General features: G+C 69.5%; 16 protein-coding genes and 2 tRNA genes. 9 read left to right on the top strand and 9 right to left on the bottom strand.

Annotated elements, in window-relative coordinates; all coding sequences use genetic code 11:
* Nucleotides 1–295: 295 nt before the first annotated feature.
* From C5E07_RS06830 to C5E07_RS06820, 3 genes are read right to left on the bottom strand one after another with little or no spacing between them, the layout of a single operon-like run.
* Nucleotides 296–1,864 carry a tripartite tricarboxylate transporter permease gene (locus C5E07_RS06830; protein WP_104240768.1) on the bottom strand — a complete coding sequence of 523 codons (1,569 nt, stop codon included), beginning with the start codon at nucleotides 1,862–1,864 and terminating at the stop codon, nucleotides 296–298.
* Entirely contained in the window at nucleotides 1,852–2,532 is a 681-nt protein-coding gene (locus tag C5E07_RS06825; RefSeq protein WP_104298894.1) for a tripartite tricarboxylate transporter TctB family protein, read from the bottom strand. Before C5E07_RS06825 ends, C5E07_RS06830 begins: the two co-directional genes overlap by 13 nt.
* On the bottom strand, nucleotides 2,529–3,524 hold the full coding sequence (locus C5E07_RS06820; RefSeq protein ID WP_181057859.1) for a tripartite tricarboxylate transporter substrate binding protein: 996 nt from the start codon (nucleotides 3,522–3,524) through the stop codon (nucleotides 2,529–2,531). The genes C5E07_RS06825 and C5E07_RS06820 overlap by 4 nt, the downstream gene beginning before the upstream one ends.
* A gap of 158 nt (nucleotides 3,525–3,682) precedes the next feature.
* Between C5E07_RS06820 and C5E07_RS06815 the strand changes: the two genes are divergently transcribed.
* Nucleotides 3,683–5,032: an ATP-binding protein gene (locus C5E07_RS06815; protein WP_104298893.1), complete on the top strand. Its 1,350-nt coding sequence runs from the start codon at nucleotides 3,683–3,685 to the stop codon at nucleotides 5,030–5,032.
* On the top strand, nucleotides 5,029–5,772 hold the full coding sequence (locus C5E07_RS06810) for a response regulator (RefSeq protein WP_104298892.1): 744 nt from the start codon (nucleotides 5,029–5,031) through the stop codon (nucleotides 5,770–5,772). The genes C5E07_RS06815 and C5E07_RS06810 overlap by 4 nt, the downstream gene beginning before the upstream one ends.
* Before the next feature lie 10 nt (nucleotides 5,773–5,782).
* Here the strand turns inward: C5E07_RS06810 and C5E07_RS06805 are convergent, their stop codons facing one another.
* Complete coding sequence (locus tag C5E07_RS06805; protein WP_104298891.1) at nucleotides 5,783–7,222, bottom strand: hypothetical protein; 1,440 nt, start codon at nucleotides 7,220–7,222, stop codon at nucleotides 5,783–5,785.
* Between the two features lie 115 nt (nucleotides 7,223–7,337).
* Between C5E07_RS06805 and C5E07_RS06800 the strand changes: the two genes are divergently transcribed.
* From C5E07_RS06800 to C5E07_RS06790, 3 genes are all read left to right on the top strand, one after another.
* Nucleotides 7,338–8,528, top strand: a complete 1,191-nt coding sequence (locus C5E07_RS06800; protein WP_104298890.1) for a M24 family metallopeptidase — start codon at nucleotides 7,338–7,340, stop codon at nucleotides 8,526–8,528.
* Nucleotides 8,525–9,769, top strand: coding sequence for a M20 family metallopeptidase (locus C5E07_RS06795; RefSeq protein ID WP_104298889.1), 1,245 nt, complete (start codon nucleotides 8,525–8,527; stop codon nucleotides 9,767–9,769). The genes C5E07_RS06800 and C5E07_RS06795 overlap by 4 nt, the downstream gene beginning before the upstream one ends.
* Before the next feature lie 64 nt (nucleotides 9,770–9,833).
* Nucleotides 9,834–11,273, top strand: coding sequence for an MFS transporter (locus tag C5E07_RS06790; RefSeq protein WP_104298888.1), 1,440 nt, complete (start codon nucleotides 9,834–9,836; stop codon nucleotides 11,271–11,273).
* An 82-nt stretch (nucleotides 11,274–11,355) separates the two neighbouring features.
* Here the strand turns inward: C5E07_RS06790 and C5E07_RS06785 are convergent, their stop codons facing one another.
* Nucleotides 11,356–11,841 carry an SRPBCC domain-containing protein gene (locus tag C5E07_RS06785; protein ID WP_104298988.1) on the bottom strand — a complete coding sequence of 162 codons (486 nt, stop codon included), beginning with the start codon at nucleotides 11,839–11,841 and terminating at the stop codon, nucleotides 11,356–11,358.
* Between the two features lie 17 nt (nucleotides 11,842–11,858).
* Entirely contained in the window at nucleotides 11,859–12,236 is a 378-nt protein-coding gene (locus C5E07_RS06780; protein ID WP_104240760.1) for a helix-turn-helix transcriptional regulator, read from the bottom strand.
* A gap of 71 nt (nucleotides 12,237–12,307) precedes the next feature.
* On the opposite strand from C5E07_RS06780, the gene C5E07_RS06775 reads away from it, so the two are divergent.
* Nucleotides 12,308–15,373, top strand: a complete 3,066-nt coding sequence (locus C5E07_RS06775) for a DEAD/DEAH box helicase (protein WP_104298887.1) — start codon at nucleotides 12,308–12,310, stop codon at nucleotides 15,371–15,373.
* 61 nt (nucleotides 15,374–15,434) lie between these two features.
* Here C5E07_RS06775 and C5E07_RS06770 read toward each other — a convergent pair.
* Nucleotides 15,435–15,508: transfer RNA gene (locus C5E07_RS06770), tRNA-Gly, on the bottom strand.
* A gap of 142 nt (nucleotides 15,509–15,650) precedes the next feature.
* Between C5E07_RS06770 and C5E07_RS06765 the strand changes: the two genes are divergently transcribed.
* Both C5E07_RS06765 and C5E07_RS06760 read left to right on the top strand, forming a co-directional pair.
* A tRNA-Pro gene (locus C5E07_RS06765) sits at nucleotides 15,651–15,727 on the top strand.
* A gap of 235 nt (nucleotides 15,728–15,962) precedes the next feature.
* Entirely contained in the window at nucleotides 15,963–17,591 is a 1,629-nt protein-coding gene (locus C5E07_RS06760; protein ID WP_104298886.1) for a Mur ligase family protein, read from the top strand.
* A 45-nt stretch (nucleotides 17,592–17,636) separates the two neighbouring features.
* On the opposite strand, the gene C5E07_RS06755 is transcribed toward C5E07_RS06760, so the two are convergent.
* The gene (locus tag C5E07_RS06755; protein ID WP_104298885.1) at nucleotides 17,637–19,061 is read right to left on the bottom strand and encodes a DUF2252 domain-containing protein; all 1,425 of its coding nucleotides are present in this window, start codon (nucleotides 19,059–19,061) and stop codon (nucleotides 17,637–17,639) included.
* A gap of 104 nt (nucleotides 19,062–19,165) precedes the next feature.
* On the bottom strand, nucleotides 19,166–19,615 hold the full coding sequence (locus tag C5E07_RS06750; RefSeq protein WP_104298884.1) for a GNAT family N-acetyltransferase: 450 nt from the start codon (nucleotides 19,613–19,615) through the stop codon (nucleotides 19,166–19,168).
* 111 nt (nucleotides 19,616–19,726) lie between these two features.
* On the opposite strand from C5E07_RS06750, the gene C5E07_RS06745 reads away from it, so the two are divergent.
* Nucleotides 19,727–20,389: a DUF6891 domain-containing protein gene (locus tag C5E07_RS06745; protein ID WP_104298883.1), complete on the top strand. Its 663-nt coding sequence runs from the start codon at nucleotides 19,727–19,729 to the stop codon at nucleotides 20,387–20,389.
* Nucleotides 20,390–20,418 lie beyond the last annotated feature (29 nt).

Genomic DNA, 20,418 nt, shown 5'->3' with positions numbered 1-20,418 from the left:
TGACTGCGCGGATTCGCGCGTGGAGCGGGGTGCGACTGCACGCCGCGCACCACCCAGATGGGCGTATCGCCGCACTGATGCGGCTGCGGACAGCCTACGGCACCCACAAACGACAGCACTCTACCGGCAATCAGGATCGTCGTGGGCGGGCAGGCACAATGCGCGCCCTCGTCCGCGCGCGAGAAGTCAGCCAGAAGCAGGCTGGCAAACGCGGGACGGGGGCAGCGCGACGGGCGGGTGGGGCGCTCTCGCGCATCCACCCGCCCGTCGCGGCGTGTCCTCCGAGGAAGCGCGCCTACTTCGCATCCTCGCGCTCTGCGGCCTGCACGGCGACGGCTTCCGTCTTCGCCTTCAGGATGAGCTTCTCGCGGGTGCGGGTGCGCAGGTGCTGGACGGCGCTGATGACGATCGCCCCGACCATGAGCACGTAGATGGCGATCGTGATGGGCGAGTCGACCAGGATGCCGAGGTCGCCCTCGCTGACGGCGAGCGCTCGCCGCAGCTCGGTCTCCGCGAGGGGTCCCAGGATGGCCGCGATGAGCACGGGTGCGAGCGGGATCGCGTACCGGCGCATCACGAACCCGAAGACGCCGATGGCGATCGCGAGCCACAGGTCGACGGCCGAGGAGGCGATCGCGTACACGCCCAGCATCGCGAAGCCCGTGATCCCTGCGTACAGGTAGTGGCGCGGGATGAGCAGCAGCTTCGCCCACACCGCCGCGAACGGCAGGTTGATGATGAGCAGGATGAGGAGGCCCACGAAGAGGCTCGCGAGCAGGGGCCAGACGAGGTCGCCGCTGCGCTCGAAGAGCAGCGGTCCCGGCTGCATTCCGTACTGCTGGAATGCGGCGAGCATCATGGCCGCCGTGGCCGACGTCGGGAGCCCGAGCGCGAGGAGCGCGCCCATCGCGGTGCCCGCCGTCGCGTTGCCGGCGGCTTCCGGCGCCGCGACACCCTGGATGGAGCCGCGCGTGCCGAAGTCGGGGTCGTTGCGGCGCTTCGCGAGCCGCTTCTCCGTGCCGTAGGCGAGGAACGTCGGAACCTCGGACCCGCCGACGGGGATCGCGCCGAACGGCACACCGTAGGCCGTGCCGCGCAGCCACGCGGGCAGTGCCTGCTTGAACTCGCGCAGGTTGAGGTACGGCGAACCGGACGCGGGGATCTTCGTGAGCCCGCCCTCGCGGTGGATGCGGCTGGCGACGTGCAGGACCTCGCCGATCGCGAGCAGTCCGACGGTCACGACGATGATCGAGATGCCGTCGAAGAACTGCGGCAGATCCATCGTGAAGCGGGCCGCACCAGACGGGCCGTCGACGCCGACCAGGGCGATCGCGAGGCCGATGCCGAGCGCGATGAGGCCGCGGATCACGGAGTCCGCGACGACCGAGGAGATCGCGACGAACGCGAACGCCGCGAGCGCGAAGTACTCGGCGGGGCCGAACTGGGTGGCGAGCTGGACGAGGAACGGCGAGAAGAACACGACGAGCGCCGTCGCGATGGTGCCGCCGATGAACGCGCCGATCGCCGACGTGCCGAGTGCCTTGGCGGCCCGGCCGTCCTTCGCCATCCTGTGCCCCTCGAACGTCGTGGCGATGGCCGAGGAGTTGCCAGGGGTGTTGAGGAGGATGCCGGACGTCGAGTCGCCGAAGAGCCCACCGAAGTAGATGCTCGCGAACATGATGAACGCGCCGGTCGGGTCGAGGCTGAAGGTGACGGGCAGGAGGAGGGCGACGGCCATCGCGGAGCCGAGGCCGGGCAGGACGCCGACGGCGGTGCCGAGCACGGCGCCGATGAGCAGCCACAGCAGGTTGATGGGCGTGAGGGCGACGGTGAAGCCCTCGAGGAGGTGGGTCAGCTGATCCATGGGAGGACTCCGCTCAGGATTCCGGACGGCAGCGTGAGGCCGAGGCCCGCCGAGAACGACAGCTGCACAAGTGACGAGAAGAGGAACGCGACTCCGATGTCGAAGAGGTGGCGCTTGCTGCCGAGGGCGTACGCGACGACCCAGAACAGCACGGCGGCGGTGATGATCCAGCCGAGCGGTTCGAGCAGCAGCGCTGTTCCCGCGAGTGCGGCGAAGACGATGCCGAGCGTCTTCCAGTCGGTGCCCGTGCGCTTCTTGCGCTCCTCGCCCGCCGCGGCCGTGACCACTCGGATCTCGGACGTCGTGTCGATCTGCCCGATGTCCTCGAGCAGCTCTGGCGACATCTCCAGCATCTGCCCGGCCTCGTCCTCGTCGTCACGGGCCGGCTTGCGGATGACCGTGATCGCGAGCGCGATGGAGACGATGAAGAGGAGGATGACGACGATCGTCGGGAAGAACTGCGGGCCGGGGACTCCTGCCGTTGCCGGCACATCCATGGTGGCCGTGCCGATAGCGAAGACGCAGGCCAGGACGAAGATGAACGCGGCGACGCCGAGCTCGCTGCGGCCATGCCACCACGAGCGGCCCTTGGTCGAGATGCTGCCCGTTCCGGGCCCGTCCGTCTCACGCGGGCTCTGGGCCTCGCGTGGATTCTGCAGCGTGCTCATAGTCCGAGCTCCTTCACGAGTGCGGTGACCTGATCTGTCTCACCGACGAGGAAGTCCTCGAAATCGGTGCCGGGCTGGAAGCTGTCCGTCCAGTTGTTCCGGTCGAGCGCTTCCGCCCATTCGGGGCTGTTCTCGAGCTCGGTGACGATGTCGATGAGCTCGTCGCGCGTCGCGTCGTCGATGCCGGGAGGGGCGACCACTCCGCGCCAGTTGACCATCGCGACGTCGACGCCCTCCTGCTTGAACGTGGGGATGTCGATGCCCTCGACGGGCTCCGGAGCCGAGATGGCGAGCGCCTTGAGGGTGCCAGCCTCGATCTGGTCCCTGAACTCGTTGTAGCCGGACAGGCCCGCCGCGGTGGTGCTGGAGAGGAGCGAGGAGAGCACCTCGCCGCCGCCCGAGTAGGCGACGTAATTGACGTCCTTGGGGTCGACGCCGATCGACTTGCCCAGCATGCCGCTGAGCAGGTGGTCGATACCGCCGAGCGAGCCGCCGGCGATCGAGTGCTTGCCCGGGTCCGCCTTCATGCCCTCGACGAACTCCTCGAGGGTGGTGTACGGCGACGAGGCCGGCACGACGAGCGCGTTGTAATCGTCGGCGAGGCGTGCGATGGGCACGGTGTCCGCGAGGGACTCCCCCGTGTTCGAGAGGACTGTCGCGCCGACCATGACGCCGCCCGTCACCATGAGCAGGTCGTCGCGGCCCTGCATCTGCAGGAGCTGGCTGAGGCCGATCGTTCCACCAGCGCCTGGCACGTTCACGACCTGGGCGTTGTTGACGATGCCGTTCGCCCGCATCGCCTGCTGCGCCTCGCGGGCGAAGGCGTCCCAGCCGCCGCCCGGGGCTGCCGGGGCCATGATCGTGAGCTTGCTCCTGGCCGAGGCTCCGGCACCCGCGCTGCTCGCATCCACAACCGCGAAGCCGAGGACGGCAACCGTGACGATCGCGAAGAGAGAGGTGAGCAGCTTGTTCGGGAGTCTTGTTCTACTCAATGGAGTATTCCTTCCGTTGGCAACGACTCTGTCGCCGCGCTGGTCTGCGCTTCTGTCTACGATTGCACCGGCGGTGACCGTCGGCGGGTTCTGGCCTTTGTGGTCTTTGTGGACACGCGGGACCGTCGCGGAGAGCCGGGACACGAGGGGGTGCGGGGATGGGCAGAACGCGGATCGGCGGCCTGACGGCGCTGCGCGGCCCGCGCGTGATCACGCTCGTCGCCGTGCAGTTCTCCATCGTGGCGATCTGCATGCTCACGACCCTGCTCGTCGCCCTCCAGGTGCAGCACACCTCGATCCGCGAGGAGACCGGGGAGCGCGCGCTCGACGTCGCCATGAGCCTCGCCGAGCTGCCCGCCGTCGTCGAGGCGGTCGGGTCCCCGGATGCCGGTGCGACGCTACAGCCGCTGGCGGACCTCGTCTCCGAGTCGGCAGGCGTCGACTACGTGGTCATCACCGACGATGCGGGCATCCGCATCACGCACCCCGTGCCGGAGCGGCGGGGTGAGCTCGTCTCCACCGACCCCAGCATCGCGCTGGGCGGGGAGACCTTCGTCGGCACCGAGGTCGGCACGGTCGGCCCCACCCTGCGCGCGAAGGTACCGGTCTGGCGCGATGGCGTCGTCGTCGGCACCGCCTCGGTCGGCATCCTCGAATCCTCCATCTCGGCGCAGCTCGAGGAACGCATCTGGCAGGTCGTCCCCTGGGTTGTCGGCGCGGGCCTGTTCGGTCTCGCCTGCGCCGCGGGAGTCTCCCTCCTCCTCGGCCGCCGGTTCGACCAGCTCACCGTCGCGGCGCAGGAGTTCGAGACGCAGCGCCGTCTGGCGTCCGCGCTGCGCGAGCAGACGCACGAGTTCTCCAACCGCCTGCATGTGCTGTTCGGCCTCATCGAGGTCGACGAGCGCGAGGAGGCGCTCGACTACATCCGCACGCTCACGCCCGTCGATTCGCTCGCCGCGGCGCCCGCTCTCGAGGAGATGCTCGCGGACGCCCCGGTGCGTGTCCGCGCCATCCTCGCCGCCGCGAGCGCGCGCCTCTGCGAGCACGGCGGGCAGCTGCAGGTCGACGTCGAGATCGAGGACCGCGCGGGAACGGAGCTCGCCTTCGGCGACGACGCCGCCACCGCGCTCAGCAACCTCGTCCGCAACGCCGTCGACGCCGTCGAGGCGCAGGGCGAGCAGGGGGTCGTCCGCGTCGCCGTCGAAGAGGAGGCTGGTGGACTCCGGATCCAGGTCGACGACAGCGGGCCGGGCATCGCTCCGGGGCTGCGCGAGCGGATCACGGAGGCTGGCTTCTCGACGAAGACCACCGAGACGAGGGACGGCCTCGAGATCCCTCGCGGCGTCGGCCTCGGGCTCGTGCGCCGCCTCGCCGAGGCGCACGGCGGTGCGCTCGTCATCTCGGACAGCGAGCTCGGCGGGGCCCGCTTCGTCGCGACGCTTCCGAACTCGAGCACGCGGGCTGACGCGGATTCGGAAGCGGCGAGCACTGGGAGGATGGACCAGTGACCACGATCCGCACCCTCATCGTCGACGACGAGACCGCCGTCAGGCGCCTGCACGAGCGGATGCTCGCGGGCGTCGACGGCTTCGAGGTCGTGGCGGTGGCGGGAACCGGAGAGGAAGCCCTCGAGGTCGCCGCGAGCACGGACATCGACCTCGTGCTGCTCGATGTGCACCTGCCCGACTTCAGCGGCGTCGAGGTACTGCGTCGCCTGCGCCACCTCCTCGGGGACTCCTTCGACGCCATCATCATCTCCTCGGCCAACGACCGGCTCTCGGTCGCTCAGCTGGCGACGGCGAGCATCTCCGACTACCTCGTGAAGCCCTTCTCGAAGGCGAACTTCGAGGCGCGCCTCGCCAACTACCGCGACACTCGCACCGTCGCTCCGCCCCTGGCGTCCTCGCCGGCCCAGACCCTGCCGCTGCGGCAGCAGGACATCGACGGGATGCTCGCTCGCCGGGCGGGCGCGCAGGCAACGGGCGGCGACAGGCAGGGTGCGCAGGCGCAGCCGCCTGGCCGCAGCCGCCCGCTCCCGAAGGGGCTGTCGGAGCCGACCATCAAGCTCGTCGCGTCGCAGCTGCACCCCGAGTGGCAGTCGGCGCTCGAGGTCGCCGAGCGCTGCGGCCTCTCCCGGGTCACGGCTCGTCGCTACCTCGACCACCTCTGCGCGCGGGGACTCGCCCAGGTTGAGCCGGTCTACGGCAAGCGCGGGCGCCCCGAGCTGCGGTATCGCCGGCAGGACTGAGCGCCGCGAGTCAGGGTGTCGGCGTCGGCGTCGGCGCTGCACCGTCGAAGCTGATGGTCCAGGTGGTCTCCTCCTCGTACGGCTCGATGCGGATGATCGTCGGGCCGGCCTCGAACGGCCGCGTGAGCGACGTCACCTCGCTGATGTTCTCGTACCAGCCGTCTGCGCCGAACGTGTCGATCGTGACGCTCTGGTCGGGCTCGAACGTGAAGGTCGCGTCACCCCCGACGCCGTCGTACAGGAGCACTTCCTGGCCTGTCCCCGAGTACTCGGCGTCGAACGAGGGGAGCGTGTCGACGGAGACGAGCGTCACGGTCCACTCCCCCTCCGCTTCGATGTCGATGGCCCGGAACTCGTCGTCCATCCATTCGTTGATGACGGCGAGGCCCGAGTAGTCGGAGTAGGCGCTGATCGAGGAGCTGCCCATCTGCTCACCCTCGGCGTCGACGTCGTAGATGCGCAGCTGCTCGCCCTCGAACTCGACCTGCAGCAGGCCGATGTCGTCGGCGCCGTCCGGCAGGACGACGTCGAACCTCGCGTTGCCGGTGCCGGAGACGCTTGCCGTCCCGTTGAGGTCGAGGGTGCCGGTGCCGCCGGACAGCTCGGTCACGGCGCCACGGATCGAGCCGCCGGTCGACCCGATCAGCTGGATCACGAGCGCGATGACGGTCAGGAGGAGGGTGATGACCCCGACGGCCCGCCGCCCGCCACCCGCGCGCAGGAGGCTGACGCTCGAGATGAGCGCGAACACGATGAGCACCCAGGCGATGAACGAGATCCCCGAGATCGCGAACGTGAGGGCCAGGATCGCGGCGATGAGCCCGAACCAGGCGCCCCCGCCCTTCTTCTTCGCGGTGCCCGTCGCCACGCCTCCGGCCGTCGAGGCCGATGCCGCGGCCGGGGCTCCTGGGATCTGGCTCGGTGGTGCGGATGCGAGGTCTCCGAGACGCTTGGCGATACTCCCCGACCCGCCAGCCGACGCCGCCCGCTGCACGTCGCGAGCTCGGTTCCCGAGGAGCGCACTGCTGTCGGTGGCGACACGCTGCAGCAGCTCCTGCCGGTCCAGCTGCCCGTCGGCCAACTGCGTGAACTCCTCGCCAGACGCGCCGCCCTGCACGACGAATCCGGGCGTCTGGGAGGCGGCATCGCGTTTGATGGCCTCATCGAGCTCTTCGAGCGTGCGCGGCGGGTCGGGCAGCCCAGGCGGGGTGTCGAAGGTCTGCGTGTGCTCCTGCGGAGCGGCGTAGGGATCCTCGGCCGCCTCCTCGGCGTCGCGCTCCGCCTCGCGTCGCTCGTCCTCCAGCCGCTGCTCGTCGCCCCTGCTGTCCTGCGCCGCCCACTTCGAGACGAAGTCGGGGGCGCGGTAGCCGGATGGGGCCTGGTAGTCGCGCTGCGAGTAGTCGACCTCGCCGTCCTTCTCAGGATCTTCTGGTGTCGAGTTGTCTGGCACGTGAGCTCCTCGGGGCGACGGACGGGGCAGTGATCGCGCATCCATTGAACTACATGCACTCGACCGGCTCCGCGAGCGAGTAGATTCTCGGGACCGCCGCAAGAGAGGGAGCGAGATGTCGCAGCCAGCAGACTTCAGCCGCGAGGAGTTCGACGTCAGGCTCGCGAACACTCGGGTCCGCATGAGCGACGCCGGCCTCGACGCGCTGCTCGTCACCGACCCGGCGAACCTCTACTACCTGACCGGCTACAACGCCTGGTCGTTCTACATGCCGCAGTTCCTCTACGTACCGGCCGAGGGTGAGCTCCTCCTCGTCATGCGGGCGATGGATGCGCATGGCGCGCACCACACGACCTGGCTGCCGAGCGAGCAGGTCGCCGGCTACCCCGAGAGCCTCGTGCACCGGGCGGAGGTGCACCCCATGGACTGGGCGGCGACCGAGCTGCGGGAGCGGGGCCAGGCAGATCGGCGGATGCGCGTCGGCTACGAGTCGGAGGCGCACTTCTTCTCGGTCCGCTCGTTCCTGACGTTGCAGCGCCGCCTCCCCGAGTGGGACCTCGTCGACAGCGGGGAGCTGGTCAACTGGGTGCGTCTCGTGAAGTCGGAGGCGGAGATCTCGCTCATGCGGACCGCGGCCGCCGTGAGCTCCAACGCGATGGCGGTCGGCATCAACGCGCTGCGCGGCGGCAGACGGCAGAGCGACGTCGCCGCGGAGATCCAGGCGGCGCAGGCCGCGGGAGTCGGGGCGTCTGAGGGCGACTACCCGTCGATCGTGCCGATGATGCTGGCCGGGGAAGGGGCGGATACGCCGCACCTCACGTGGTCGAGCGCCGAGATCGTCGCCGGGGAGGCGGTCTCCCTCGAGCTGGCTGGCGCGCACCGCCGCTATCACGCTCCGCTCGCGCGAACCGTGAGCCTCGGCCCCCCGAGCGCGGAGCTGCAGCGGGTTGCGGCGACGACCCTCGACGGGTTCGAAGCGGCCCTCGAGCTGCTCCGCCCCGGCCAGACCCCTGATGCCGCCGTCGCGGCCTGGGACGCCCAGCTCGCGAAGCAGGGGCTCAGCAAGGCCTCCCGACTCGGCTATTCGATCGGCATCGGCTACCCGCCCGACTGGGGCGAGCACACGGTGAGCATCCGCTCCGGCGAGGAGACCGTACTCAAGCCCAACATGACGTTCCACCTCATCGCCGGCATGTGGATGACGGGATTCGGCTTCGAGGTCTCCGAGTCGATCCGCATCACCGAGACGGGCGTCGAGGTGCTCACCCGCGCTCCCCGCGAGCTCATCGTCAAGGGCGATGCATGAGCGGCGTGAGCCAGACGGAGGCGTCGGCGCTCTCCCGGCTCGACCTGGAGCGCATCGTCGCCGACACGGCGGAGCTGATCAGGGCACGCGGCGAGAACCCTGGCGAGACGGAAGCGGCGACCGTCGAGGTCCTCACGTCGCTGTGCGAGCGGGCGGGCGCTCAGGTCACGCTCACCGAGGTCGCCCCGGGGCGGCACAATCTGCTCGCCGAGCTGGGAAGTGGCGACGGACCAGCGCTCCTCTTCCTCGGGCACAGCGACGTCGTCCCAGCGGGCGTGGGCTGGCTCGGCGACCCCTTCGAGCCGCGTCTCATCGATGGCATGCTCATCGGCCGCGGCGCCGTCGACATGAAGGGCGGCCTGGCGGCCGTCGTCGCGGCGATGTCGGCGGTGCACACCGAGCGCCCCGAGGTCCGCCTCGCGCTCCTCTGCACGGTCGATGAGGAGGACACGGCGACCGGCGCCCTCCGCTACATCGCCGACGCTCCGACCACCCTCGCCGTGAACGACGACGCGGAGATCGCGCCATATTCGGCGTGCATCGTCGCCGAGCCCACGGGCCTCGACACCGTCGTCGCCTGCCGAGGCGCCACGAACTTCATCATCACGCTGCGCGGCGCGGCGGCGCACGCCGGCAACCCGGCCGACGGGGCCAGTGCCATCGCCGCGGCCGCCATCGCGGTGCAGGCCATCGAGGACGACGCCAGGCGCATCGCGCAGCAGAGCGCCGCCGTCCCCGGCCTCATCGGCACCGGCAGCTGGAACGTCGGCATGATCGCCGGCGGGCACGGCACGTCGATCGTCGCCGAGGAGTGCACGCTCTACGTCGACCGACGCGTGCTCCCCGACGAGGAACCGGAACGCATCCTCGAGGACGTGCTCACGCGCATCCGCGCAGCCATCGCAGGGAGCGGGATGCTCAACTCCGAGCGCATCACCGTCGCGGGCCACCTCGACATGGCCATGCCGGGGTTCCTGACGCCACCCGACTCCGTGGTGCCGGCCGCGGCGGTGCAGGCTGTCGCCGACGCCGGCGGCTCCTCGAGCATCGGCGGGTGGAGCGCGGCCTGCGAGGGCGGCTTCATCGCCCGTCACCACGAGATCCCCGTCGTCATCCTCGGGCCGGGTGACGTGAAGTCGCAGGCGCACCAGCCTGAGGAGCGGGTCCGCACCGACGAGCTGCTCGTCGCCGCGCGCGCATACGCGTTGATAGCGCTACGTCTCGCGGAGGCGTCCCGGTAACACCCAGGTCCGCGCGCTGTGCTTGGACATCACCCGTGTGGAAAATTCAGCAAGGAGCACCCCCATGTCCTCTGATCAGTCCAGCAGAGGTGGCCCCGGTGCCGCCCTTGCACCCCTGACCCGCGAGATCGACCTCACACCAATCCAACGCAAGACGGCACGGAGATCGGTCGCCGGTTCCGCGATCGGCAACGCCATCGAGTGGTTCGACTACGGCATCTACGGCTATCTCGCAATCTACGTGTCGCAGCTGTTCTTCACGTTCAGCGACGACCAGGGTGGCGCGCTCGCCCTCATCCTGACCTTCGCGACCTTCGCCGTCTCGTTCCTCGTGCGCCCCCTCGGCGGCATCGTGCTCGGCCCGCTCGGCGACCGCATCGGCCGCCAGAAGGTGCTCGTCTTCACGATCATCATGATCAGCCTCTCGACGGCGGCGATCGGCCTCCTCCCGTCGTTCGACTCGATCGGCTTCGCAGCGCCCATCCTGCTCATCCTGCTCCGCATGCTGCAGGGCTTCTCCGCCGGCGGCGAGTACGCCGGTGCGGCGATCTTCATGTCGGAGCACGCACCGGATGACAAGCGCGGCTTCTTCGGCTCGTTCCTCGAGTTCGGCACCCTCGCCGGTGCGAGCGCCGCCGCCATCCTGTGCACCACGCTCGCCTTCATCGTGGGCGACGACGGGATGCTCGAGGGCTGGTGGCGACTGCCGTTCCTGCTCACGCTCCCCCTCGGCCTCGTGGCCCTGTGGATGCGGCGCCATCTGAGCGAGTCGGAGACGTTCGTCGACGACGCCCAGGAGCCCGGCGAGAAGCAGACCGCCATCGGCGCCCTCGTGTCGCTGCTGAAGAACTACCCGCTGCAGGTGCTGAAGCTCTTCGGCTTCGTGATCCTCATCAACGTCGCCTTCTACCTCGTGCTGACCTACATGCCGACGTACCTGTCGACGACCCTCGACCAGAGCACCGCCGAATCGACGTTCTCGCTCGTGGTCATCCAGCTGCTCATGATGGCCGTGATCGTGCCGTTCGGCGCGCTGTCCGACCGCATCGGCCGAAAGCCGCAGCTCATCGCCGCGAGCATCGGCTTCACCGTCTTCTCCGTGCCGGCGGTCATGCTCATCCAGACCGGATCGCTCATCGCGCAGATCGCGGGCCTCGGCATCCTCGGCCTGTTCCTCGTCATGATCATCTCGACCATCTCGTCGACGCTGCCCGCGCTGTTCCCGACCGCGGTGCGCTACTCGGGCTTCGCGATCGGCTACAACATCTCGACGGCGATCTTCGGCGGAACCGCGGCCTCGGCCAACACGTGGCTCATCGATCAGACCGGCAACGTCCTCATCCCGGGGTTCTACCTCGCGGGTGCCGGACTCATCGGTCTCATCTCGGTGCTGACCTTCAAGGAGACCGCCGGGCGCTCGCTGCGCGGCAACGTCATCCCCGGCAGTGACGACGCGGAACGCGTCGCCGCCGGCGAGCACCTCGTCGGCAAGGTCAACAAGTAGGCAGAGACCGATCCGACACCCACGCGGCACTCGTCGCGGCCTCCCGCCGCGACGAGCGCCGCTGTGCTGAGCACGCCGACTCTCAGCCGGCGAGGACGGCGTCGATCTGGCCCATGGCCTCCGTCATGCCCTCCGCCATGCCCATCTCGATGACGCTGTCGAAGTCGGCCGGAGACGCGAAGACGGAGACGGTGGTCATGCGAGTGAGGTCGCCGGCAGCCTCGATCGTGACGGTGCAGCGCATGACGGGCAGCTCGAGGTTGCGTGAGCCGTCGTCGTGCGCGAACCCGTTGTCGAACGACAGCGTGTGGTGCGGTTCGATGCTGACGAACTCCCACCACTCCCCCGCCGTCGTGCCGTCCGGTCCCGTCATGTGCGACAGGACCCTGCCACCAGGCGAGAACTCGAACGAGTCGACCGTGGACGGCCAGGTCGGAGGACCCCACCAACGCTCGAGCTGGCGGGGGTCCTCCCACAGCCTCCAGACGCGCTCCGGCGTCGCGGCGTGCTCGGTGACGACGGTCAGCGTGCGCTGATCCGGATCCTTCTGCGTTGAGATGACAGGCATGATGCTCTCTCCTTCGTTCACCGCTCGCCAGCGTCGGCGCGCGGAGATGGTGGTGCGCTCTCGTCGTCGTCGGCGAGGAGCGCGTCGATGCGGGATGCTCGGTCGCGCCAGAGCCGCTCGTAGGACTCGAGGAGCCGCGTCGTCTGGGCGATCGTCGCCCGGTCGGCATGGACCAGCTGCTCCCTTCCCCGCCGCCGTTTCGCCGTGAGGCCTGCCCTCGTGAGCACGGCGACGTGCTTCTGCACGGCCGCGAAGCTCATGGCGTAGGCCTCGGCGAGGGTGGTCACGGACTGCTCCTCGCGGAGCACGCGCGTGAGGATGTCGCGCCTCGTCGTATCCGCCAGGGCCTGGAAGATGCGGCTGACGTCGTCCTGGCCGAGCTGTTGTGTAACCATTTGGTTGTACGTTACGCCGCACGAAGCGCCGAGGCAAGACCGGTGGGGGTGGTGGTTCGTAGACTGCACCGGTGAGCAATCCGAGCGAGAGTCCCACGCAGGCGTCCTGGCGCAGCGCACTCGGGCGACTCCTCGAGCAGCCTGCCGCCCCGGTTGAGGGCCACGCCTCCGAGCGAGTCGTGCCCCTTGCCCTGCAGTTCGAAGTGCGTGAACTCATCCCGCGCACCATGTACCGCTGGAACGGCCCCACGTCCCGCCGCGCGTTCACGGGCGACGACGGCGCGGCCACGGCGCTCGACGAGCTCCGGCTCGGGGCACGACCCGTGATGCAGGGGGTTCGCGGCAAGTGGGTGAAAGGAGATCTCACCTGGGCGAAGCTGCAGCACCTGCGCGGGCGTCGAGACCTCGACCCGCGGCACCAGGCGTGGTTCGCGCAGTTCTTCGCGGTGCACCGAGCCGCGCGCCCGCCAGAACCGGGCCAGGACAGCGAATGGCTCTTCCTCGACGAGGCGCAGAGCCCCGTGATGTGGACGATGCTCCAGGAGGCCATCAGCCTGGACATCGCCTTCGTCGGCACGGGCAAGCGCGCCAGCATCACGCTCGAAGCCGGCTCGAGCCTCACACTCGACGCCAAACGGACCCCGGGCGGATTGACCGTGGCGCCACTCCTCACCATCGGGGATGCGCCCGCCGACTTCGAGACGGCCCGACCGGTCGGCGACCACGGCTTCTACGCCTTCGACGCCGACGAGCCCGACCGCATCCGCCTCGCCAAGAGCGACACGAGGCTCTCCCGCCAGCAGCTGGCCCTCCTCGACCCCGGACGCGCCCGCAGGACCGAGTTCACGGTACCGAGCGACGACGCCGACGAATTCGAGCGCTCGCACCTGCCAGAGCTCGCGGCGCACCTGCGGCTGGGCAGCGCAGACTCGTCGGTCCGCATCCCTGAGCCGACACCTCCCGAGCTCATCCTCACCACGACGTTCGGCCCCCGGCACAGCATCGAGCTGCGCTGGCGATGGGCCAATCCTCGGTCCCTCGCCGCACCGCCCGCACTCTCGAGCGTGCTCGAGGAGGGCATGCTCCCGCGCGACTGGATGCCGGAGGACGTCGACTCCCCCGGAGCCCTGCCCGCTCGGGTCACCCTCTCGCAGATCGAGGCGGCGCGCTTCGCGGCCGAGACCCTGCCGCTGCTGGAACGGCTCTCGGGCATCCGCGTCGAGACCGTCGGCACGCCACCCGCCTACCGGGAGCTCCGCGGGGCCCCGAACCTGACCGTCACGACCGTGCCCACCGAGCGGCACGACTGGTTCGACCTCGGGGTCACCGTCACCGTCGACGGCAAGGTGATCCCCTTCACGAAGCTCTTCAAGGCCCTCGCGCTCGGGAAGCCGAGACTGCTGCTCATCGACGGCAGCTACCTCTCCCTCAAGCACCCGGCGTTCGAGCCGCTGCGCGAACTCATCAGCGAAGCGCAAGGCCTGAACGAATGGGAGCCGAACCGTCTGCAGATCAGTCGAAGGCACGCCAGCCTCTGGTCCGACTTCGAAGACCTCGCCGACGAGGCCGAGCCAGCCGTCGAATGGCGCGAGCTGCTTCGTGAGCTGCGGGAGGACGCCCCCTCGCCCATCGAACCTCCCCGGGGCCTCCACGCAGCGCTGCGCCCGTACCAGCAGGAGGGCCTCAACTGGCTCGCGTTCCTGTGGCGGAACAAGCTCGGCGGCATCCTCGCCGACGACATGGGCCTCGGGAAGACCCTGCAGACCCTCGCCCTGGTGCAGCACGCACGCGAGCAGGCTGCCGATGGGCGCGAGCCGGCGCCGCTGCTGGTCGTCGCACCGACCTCGGTCGTCTCGAACTGGGTGTCGGAGGCCGCCAGGTTCACCCCCGAGCTCACGACGCGCATCATCGACGCGACCCAGGCCAGCTCAGGGCGCCGCGTCGCGGACGTCGCCGACGGAGCGAGCATCGTCGTCACGAGCTACGCCCTCTTCCGGCTCGACTTCGAGGCCTACCGCGGCGTCGCCGAAGACACCGGATGGTCGGGGCTCGTCCTCGACGAGGCCCAGTTCGTGAAGAACGCGAGCTCGCTCGTGAGCGAATGCGCGAGGGAGCTCGAGGTGCCGTTCAAGCTCGCCATCACGGGCACGCCCCTCGAGAACTCGCTAACCGAGCTGCACGCGCTCCTCGCGATCACCGCCCCTGGCCTGTTCCCCTCGGCGAGGCGGTTCGGGGAAGAGTACGTGCGCACGATCGAAGGCAAGCGGCACGGCGTGAGCGATGGCGTCGGTGCCGGGCTGAGCGAGCCCGCGAGCGCCGAGGTGCGAGCCAAGCGCCTCGCGAGACTGCGAGCGCGCATCCGCCCCTTCCTGCTCCGACGCACGAAGGAGCGTGTCGCCCCCGAGCTGCCGGAGAAGCAGGAGCAGACGCTCTTCATCGAGCTCAGCGAGGAGCACCGCGAGCTCTACGACCTCTACCTGCAACGCGAACGCCAGAAGCTCTTCGGGCTGCTCGAGGACCTCGACAAGAACCGATTCATCGTGTTCCGCTCGCTCACACTGCTGCGCCTCCTTGCGCTCGACCCCGCGCTCATCCAGGCGAGCCTCGACGGCATGCCGCCGGGTACAGTGCCCTCGAGCAAGCTGGACGCGCTGCTGGAGCACCTCACGGACGTCGCCGCCGAGGGGCACCGGGCGCTGGTCTTCAGCCAGTTCACCTCGTACCTCAAGCTCGTCGCCAAGCGCCTCGACGCGGAGGGAATCCCCTACGTGTACCTGGACGGCGCGACGACGAAGCGGGCAGAGGTCATCGCCTCCTTCAAGGAGGGCACGGCCCCCGTGTTCCTCATCAGCCTCAAGGCGGGCGGGTTCGGCCTCAACCTGACGGAGGCCGATTACGTGTTCCTGCTCGACCCGTGGTGGAACCCGGCGAGCGAGGAGCAGGCCATCGACCGCACGCACCGCATCGGGCAGGCGCGTCGCGTCATGGTCTACCGGATGATCGCGGAGGGCACGATCGAGGAGAAGGTCATGGCGCTCAAAGATCGCAAGTCGAAGCTCTTCAACGCCGTCATCGACGACGACGAGCTGTTCAGCACCGAACTCTCGGCTGAGGACATCAGGGAGCTGCTGCGGTAGCCGAGGGGCGTGGAAGCACGAAGCCCGGCCGAGCCATCTCTGGCTTGACCGGGCTTTTCTCTGGAGGGGCTGACGAGAATCGAACTCGCATCATCTGTTTGGAAGACAGAGGCTTTACCACTAAGCTACAGCCCCGAATCGGGACGAAGAGAATGCTACCCCATCTCGACGAGGTCCGTGAACTCCACCCTCCATCAGCGAGTCGCGGCCGTGGATGTGGTCCGCGTGGCCCCGGGAGTCCGGTAACATTACCTCCGGTTCGCCGCGCGATCGGCACCGGGGTGTAGCTCAGCTTGGTAGAGCGCCCGCTTTGGGAGCGGGAAGTCGCAGGTTCGAATCCTGTCACCCCGACCAGCATCCTCCTGCAGCTTCGAGCCAGGCAAGACCCCCTCTCGAGGGGGTCTTTTTCGTCGACTCATGCGCCGCGCATAGACGACTCACACGTTCGTCATGTGGCCCGCATATGCGTCGTCGTTATCTTCTTGTTATCTGCACGCTGGCGTGACTGAGGTCCCTCGCACCGGCGTCGGCCGAGGCGTTGCAGTGAAGGCCACCCGCGGCGCCCCAGCGCCCTCCGAGAGGAACACCATTGCAGTCAGATCTCGCACGCCCCAACAGCCCACACGCTGTTCCCCTCGCCAAGATCGCGGCTGCGACCGGCGGGAACGTCTCCCCCGCGAGCGACGCCGTCACGGTGACCGGGGTCTCGAGCGATTCCCGGCGCATCCGCCCAGGTGACCTCTACGTCGCGATTCCCGGGGCACGGATGCACGGCGCAGACTTCCTGCCAGCGGTCGTCCGGGCCGGCGCGGTCGCCGTGCTCTCCGACGAGGCCGGCGCAGCAAAGGCCGCCGAGTTCGACCTGCCCGCCATCGTCGTCGAGAACCCGCGCGAGGTCATGAGCGTCGCTGCCTCGACCGTCTTCGGCACCGGGATCGCCACGCCCCAGCTCTTCGCGGTGACCGGCACCAACGGCAAGACGACCACGAGCTACCTCCTGCACGCGCTCTTCCTCTCGCTCGGCATCAAGGCCGGGCTCTCGGGAACCGTCGAGCGCATCGTGGGCGACGCGCGGCTCGAGACCCGTCTCTCCGGTCGGCTCACGACGCCCGAGTCCGACTACCTGCACGGCCTCGTCGCTCGCATGACCGAGGACGACGTGCAGGCGGCCGCGATCGAGGTCTCCTCCCACGGCCTCGACGGTGGGCGGGTCGACGGCCTGCCCTTCGAGAGCGCCATCTTCACGAACCTCTCGCAGGACCACCTCGATGTCTACGGCACGCTGGAGAACTACTTCGCGTCGAAGCTGGTGCTCTTCACGCCGAGGCACGCGAAGCGCGGCGTCATCGCGATCGAAGACGAGTGGGGGCGCCGCGCGGCGGCCGAGTCGCTGATCCCCGTCGTGAAGGTCGCACGCGACACCGCGGAGGGCGCAGCCGACGCCGACTGGGTGCTGCACATCGACGCCGAGGGCCTCGAACGCACCGACTTCACCCTGCGGGGCCCGAACGGCGAGGAGCTCACCTCCAGCATCGGCCTCCCCGGCGCCTTCACGGCGCTCGACCTCGCGCTCGCGATCGTCTCCGTCATCGGCACCGGACTCGCGTCGCTCGAGCACATTCGGGAGGCGCTGAGCGCCACGGACGGGCTCCACCCCGTTGTCCCGGGTCGCCTCGACCTCGTCTCCGGCGAGTCGGAGCTGCGCGTCTACGTCGACTACGGGCATACGGCAGCGTCCTTCCGCGCGGTGCTGCACGCCCTCCGCCCGTTCACCCCCGGCCGGCTCTTCATGATCTTCGGCGCCGACGGCGACCGAGACAAGGGAAAGCGCCCGGAGATGGCGCGCGCCGCGAGCGAGGAGTCGGACGTCGTCATCGTCACCGACTACAACCCGCGAACGGAAGACCCCGACAGCATCCGCCGCACCCTTGTCGAGACGATCCGCGCCGAGTTCCCCGAGCGGGAGCTCTACGAGATCGCCGACTCGGCGACCGGCATCGACCACGCCGTCGCACTGGCCGAGCCCGGAGACCTGATCTTCGTCGGCGGGCACGGGCACCGGGCCGACGTCGAGGTCGACGGCCGCATCGTGCCGTACTCGGCGCGAGAGGCCGCCGTGGCCGCGCTGCGCGAGCACGGCTGGCTCGCGCCGGAGCCGCCGAGCGCCTTCGGGTCGGCGGATGCGGTCACCGACGCACAGCAGCGCCGCGCCTCCTAGGCTCCCGGGCGGCCGAGGAAGCGAGGCGATGCCGCACACAAGACCTCAGCGGTCGGAGACCGCCTCGAACTCTCCGCGGTCTCTCGCCGCGAGCAGCTCGGCGTAGTCGAGCGCGGACTGCTCGGCGTAGCCGATCGCCCACTCGGCCATCGCGCCGTCGAACGAGCCGCTCTTGCCGAGGTACCCGGCGATCATCGGCGCGATGGGGCTCTGCGCGTGGGCGCGTGCGAGGAGCGTGCCGCACGCCTCCCCGTACTTCGAGAACTCCGATGGCGTGAGCTGGTCGAGGTCGACCGAGCCCTTCATGTCCCTGAACTGCCGCACGTAGAAGTCCCTTGGGACGCCGTCCTCATCCTCGAAGCGCAGGTAGCCGAGGAACGGATCGGAGACGGCCTGCAGGATGCGCTGGCAGCTCACCACCCGGTACCCCTCTCCGAGTTCGTCGTACTCGCGGCGAGATCGCGCCTGGAGGAGCCTCCTCGGGTCGACGTGGCCGTAGGCCTCGAGCACCGACGGCGGGGCCTCCTTCACCTGCAGCACGAGCGCCTCCCCGCCCGGCCCCGTCAGGATCAGGATGAAGCACCGGGTGCCCACGCTCCCGACCCCGACAGCACGCCGCGCGACGTCCGTGAGCGTGAAGTTGCCGAGCAGGAACGCCACGTCGGTGCCGACCGTCGCACGGTACCGCTCGAAGAGCTCCTCGACGCGCGCCTCGGCCTCTGGCGACACGTGCGTCATCACGGGCGGATTCTCGACGATGAGCCTGGTGCCGTCGGCCGCCCGCTCCGTGAGCTTGTCGACGAACTTCTGCGACGTGCGCTTCCTGGCACTCTTCGTCGCCTTCGCGAGCACGTCCTGTGCCTCCGTCCTGAACGAGGGATGCGCCACGTCGGTGTCGAGCCGCAGGTAGTAGCGGTCGAGGGCCGAATGGCCCACCATCTCGCGCATCCCCTCCCGGTAGGCGGCCGCGGCCTTCCTCGCCGCCTTCCTCGTCTGCTCCTCGGTGAGTCCGAGGTCTCGAGCGCCGACGACCACGCTCGCCACGAGCCGCTTCAGATCCCACTCCCACGGCGCAGACGCGGCTTCATCGAAGTCGTTGAGGTCGAACACGAGCGTGCGCTGCGGCGAGGCGAACAGCCCGAAGTTACTGAGGTGCGCATCGCCGCACGCCACCACCTGGATGCCGGTGCTCGTCCCCTGGGACAGGTCGTGCGCCATGATCGCGGCGGTGCCGCGATAGAACGTGAACGGACTGTCGAGCATGCGCCCCATGCGCAGCGCCACGAGCTCTGGCAGTCTCGCCTCGTTCTGCTCGGCGAGGATCGCCCGGGGGTCGCGCTCGCCAGGGACGAAGATGGCGTGCTCGACGTGCGGCTGCGTCTTGCGGAGCGCCTTGCCCGCCGCGTAGAGCTCGTCGCGAGTCGGCCGGGGCGCGCGATCGCGCTGCAGACGGCTGAGGTGTGTCGGCATGAGGGGCCTTCCTCGTCGAAGTGTCGAGCTCCGGCTCGATGAGGCTCAGTCTCTCGCGATTCGGTGAACGCCGAGAGACGCCGTAGCGACCGAGCGTCGCGGGGTCACGACACGATGTCGTAGGTCACCCACGCCGTCTGCTTCGCGACCGAGTCGTAGAGGCGCCGAGCGGTCGCGTTGTCCTCAGCCGTGATCCAGCGCACGACGCTGAGGCCAGCATCCTCGGCGTACTCGCCGAGGTGCAGCAGGAGGGCCCGGCCCGCGCCGCCGCCGCGGACCGCCGGGGAGGTGAAGAGGTCGTCGAGGTACAGCCCCGTGGTGGCGGAGAGCGGTCGAGCGAAGCGACGCACATGCGCGATACCACCCAGGTGCCCCTCCGCGTCGACCGCGACGAAGCCGTGCGACTCGTGGGCCTCGTCGCTCAGCCACGACCAGACGGTGTCGATCTTGCCCTCGTCGACGGGAACCCCGTAGAACGCTCGGTAGCCGCGATAGAGCTCCCGCCATTCCGGCTCGTCCGACGCAGTGACAGGGCGCACATTCCATTCAGTCATGCGCCAAGTCTCGCCCCAGCCCGCCGGAAAGCTCCAGCAGACTCGGCGGGAAGGCGACCCTGAACAGCTCACGGTTGGACGTTCCACCCGTGGAGACGTAGAGTCTCCGCCGTGGATCTGTTCAAGTACCTCCGCCCAGCCTCGAGCACCCCCCAGGCCGAGCACCAGCCGCACGGCGTTCACAACGCGCGGGAAACCCTCCGCGCTCGGACCGTCGAACTCATCCGACCCGGCTTCGTCTCCCTCGACGAGGCCCTCGAGACCGCTGGCTCGTTCGCCGAGGACGAGGCGCTGCCCGTCCGTCCCGATGAGATCGAGCGGATCGTCACCGCCACCTGGGACGACCTCGCCGACTGCCAGCGTGACTGGGCCAGCGAAGGCGACTACGAGAAGCTCCGAGCCGCGTTCGCCGACCTCGAGCAGGCCGGCGTCGTCGCGCGCATGAACTTCGCCTGCTGCCAGAATTGCGGGCACGCCGAGATCGAGGCCGAGAGGACCATCGGCAAGCACGTCGGCTACGTCTTCTTCCACCAGCAGGACGCGGAGCGCCTCGCCGGTGACGACGCGGAGCTGCTCCTCGCGTTCGGCACGTTCGCGGCCAGCGCCTCGCAGACGGCGGAAGAGCGCGCGGAGGCGGAGCAGCAGCTCGGACGTCTCGTGGCCACGACCATGCGCAGCAACGGCCTCGCGGTCGAGTGGGACGAGCAGACGTCGTCTCGCATCGCCGTCTCCATCAGCCACTGGCGCAAGCGCCTCCCGTTCGTCGGCGCCTGAGCGCGTCTCGGGCCCGACTGCCCGGCTGA

The sequence above is a fragment of the Pseudoclavibacter sp. RFBJ3 genome (assembly GCF_002931375.1).
Classification (GTDB): domain Bacteria; phylum Actinomycetota; class Actinomycetes; order Actinomycetales; family Microbacteriaceae; genus Pseudoclavibacter.
Note: the sequence above shows the minus strand (reverse complement) of the source record. Positions and strands in the feature narration are given on the sequence as shown.

Bases quoted from the DNA above. Each gene is read 5' to 3' on its own strand.
- C5E07_RS06795 (WP_104298889.1), top strand. From the start codon at position 8,525: ATGAGCGGCGTGAGCCAGACGGAGGCGTCGGCGCTCTCCCGGCTCGAC.
- C5E07_RS06790 (WP_104298888.1), top strand. From the start codon at position 9,834: ATGTCCTCTGATCAGTCCAGCAGAGGTGGCCCCGGTGCCGCCCTTGCA.
- C5E07_RS06815 (WP_104298893.1), top strand. From the start codon at position 3,683: ATGGGCAGAACGCGGATCGGCGGCCTGACGGCGCTGCGCGGCCCGCGC.
- C5E07_RS06825 (WP_104298894.1), bottom strand. From the start codon at position 2,532: ATGAGCACGCTGCAGAATCCACGCGAGGCCCAGAGCCCGCGTGAGACG.
- C5E07_RS06750 (WP_104298884.1), bottom strand. From the start codon at position 19,615: ATGACTGAATGGAATGTGCGCCCTGTCACTGCGTCGGACGAGCCGGAA.
- C5E07_RS06780 (WP_104240760.1), bottom strand. From the start codon at position 12,236: ATGGTTACACAACAGCTCGGCCAGGACGACGTCAGCCGCATCTTCCAG.
- C5E07_RS06830 (WP_104240768.1), bottom strand. From the start codon at position 1,864: ATGGATCAGCTGACCCACCTCCTCGAGGGCTTCACCGTCGCCCTCACG.
- C5E07_RS06785 (WP_104298988.1), bottom strand. From the start codon at position 11,841: ATGCCTGTCATCTCAACGCAGAAGGATCCGGATCAGCGCACGCTGACC.
- C5E07_RS06800 (WP_104298890.1), top strand. From the start codon at position 7,338: ATGTCGCAGCCAGCAGACTTCAGCCGCGAGGAGTTCGACGTCAGGCTC.
- C5E07_RS06755 (WP_104298885.1), bottom strand. From the start codon at position 19,061: ATGCCGACACACCTCAGCCGTCTGCAGCGCGATCGCGCGCCCCGGCCG.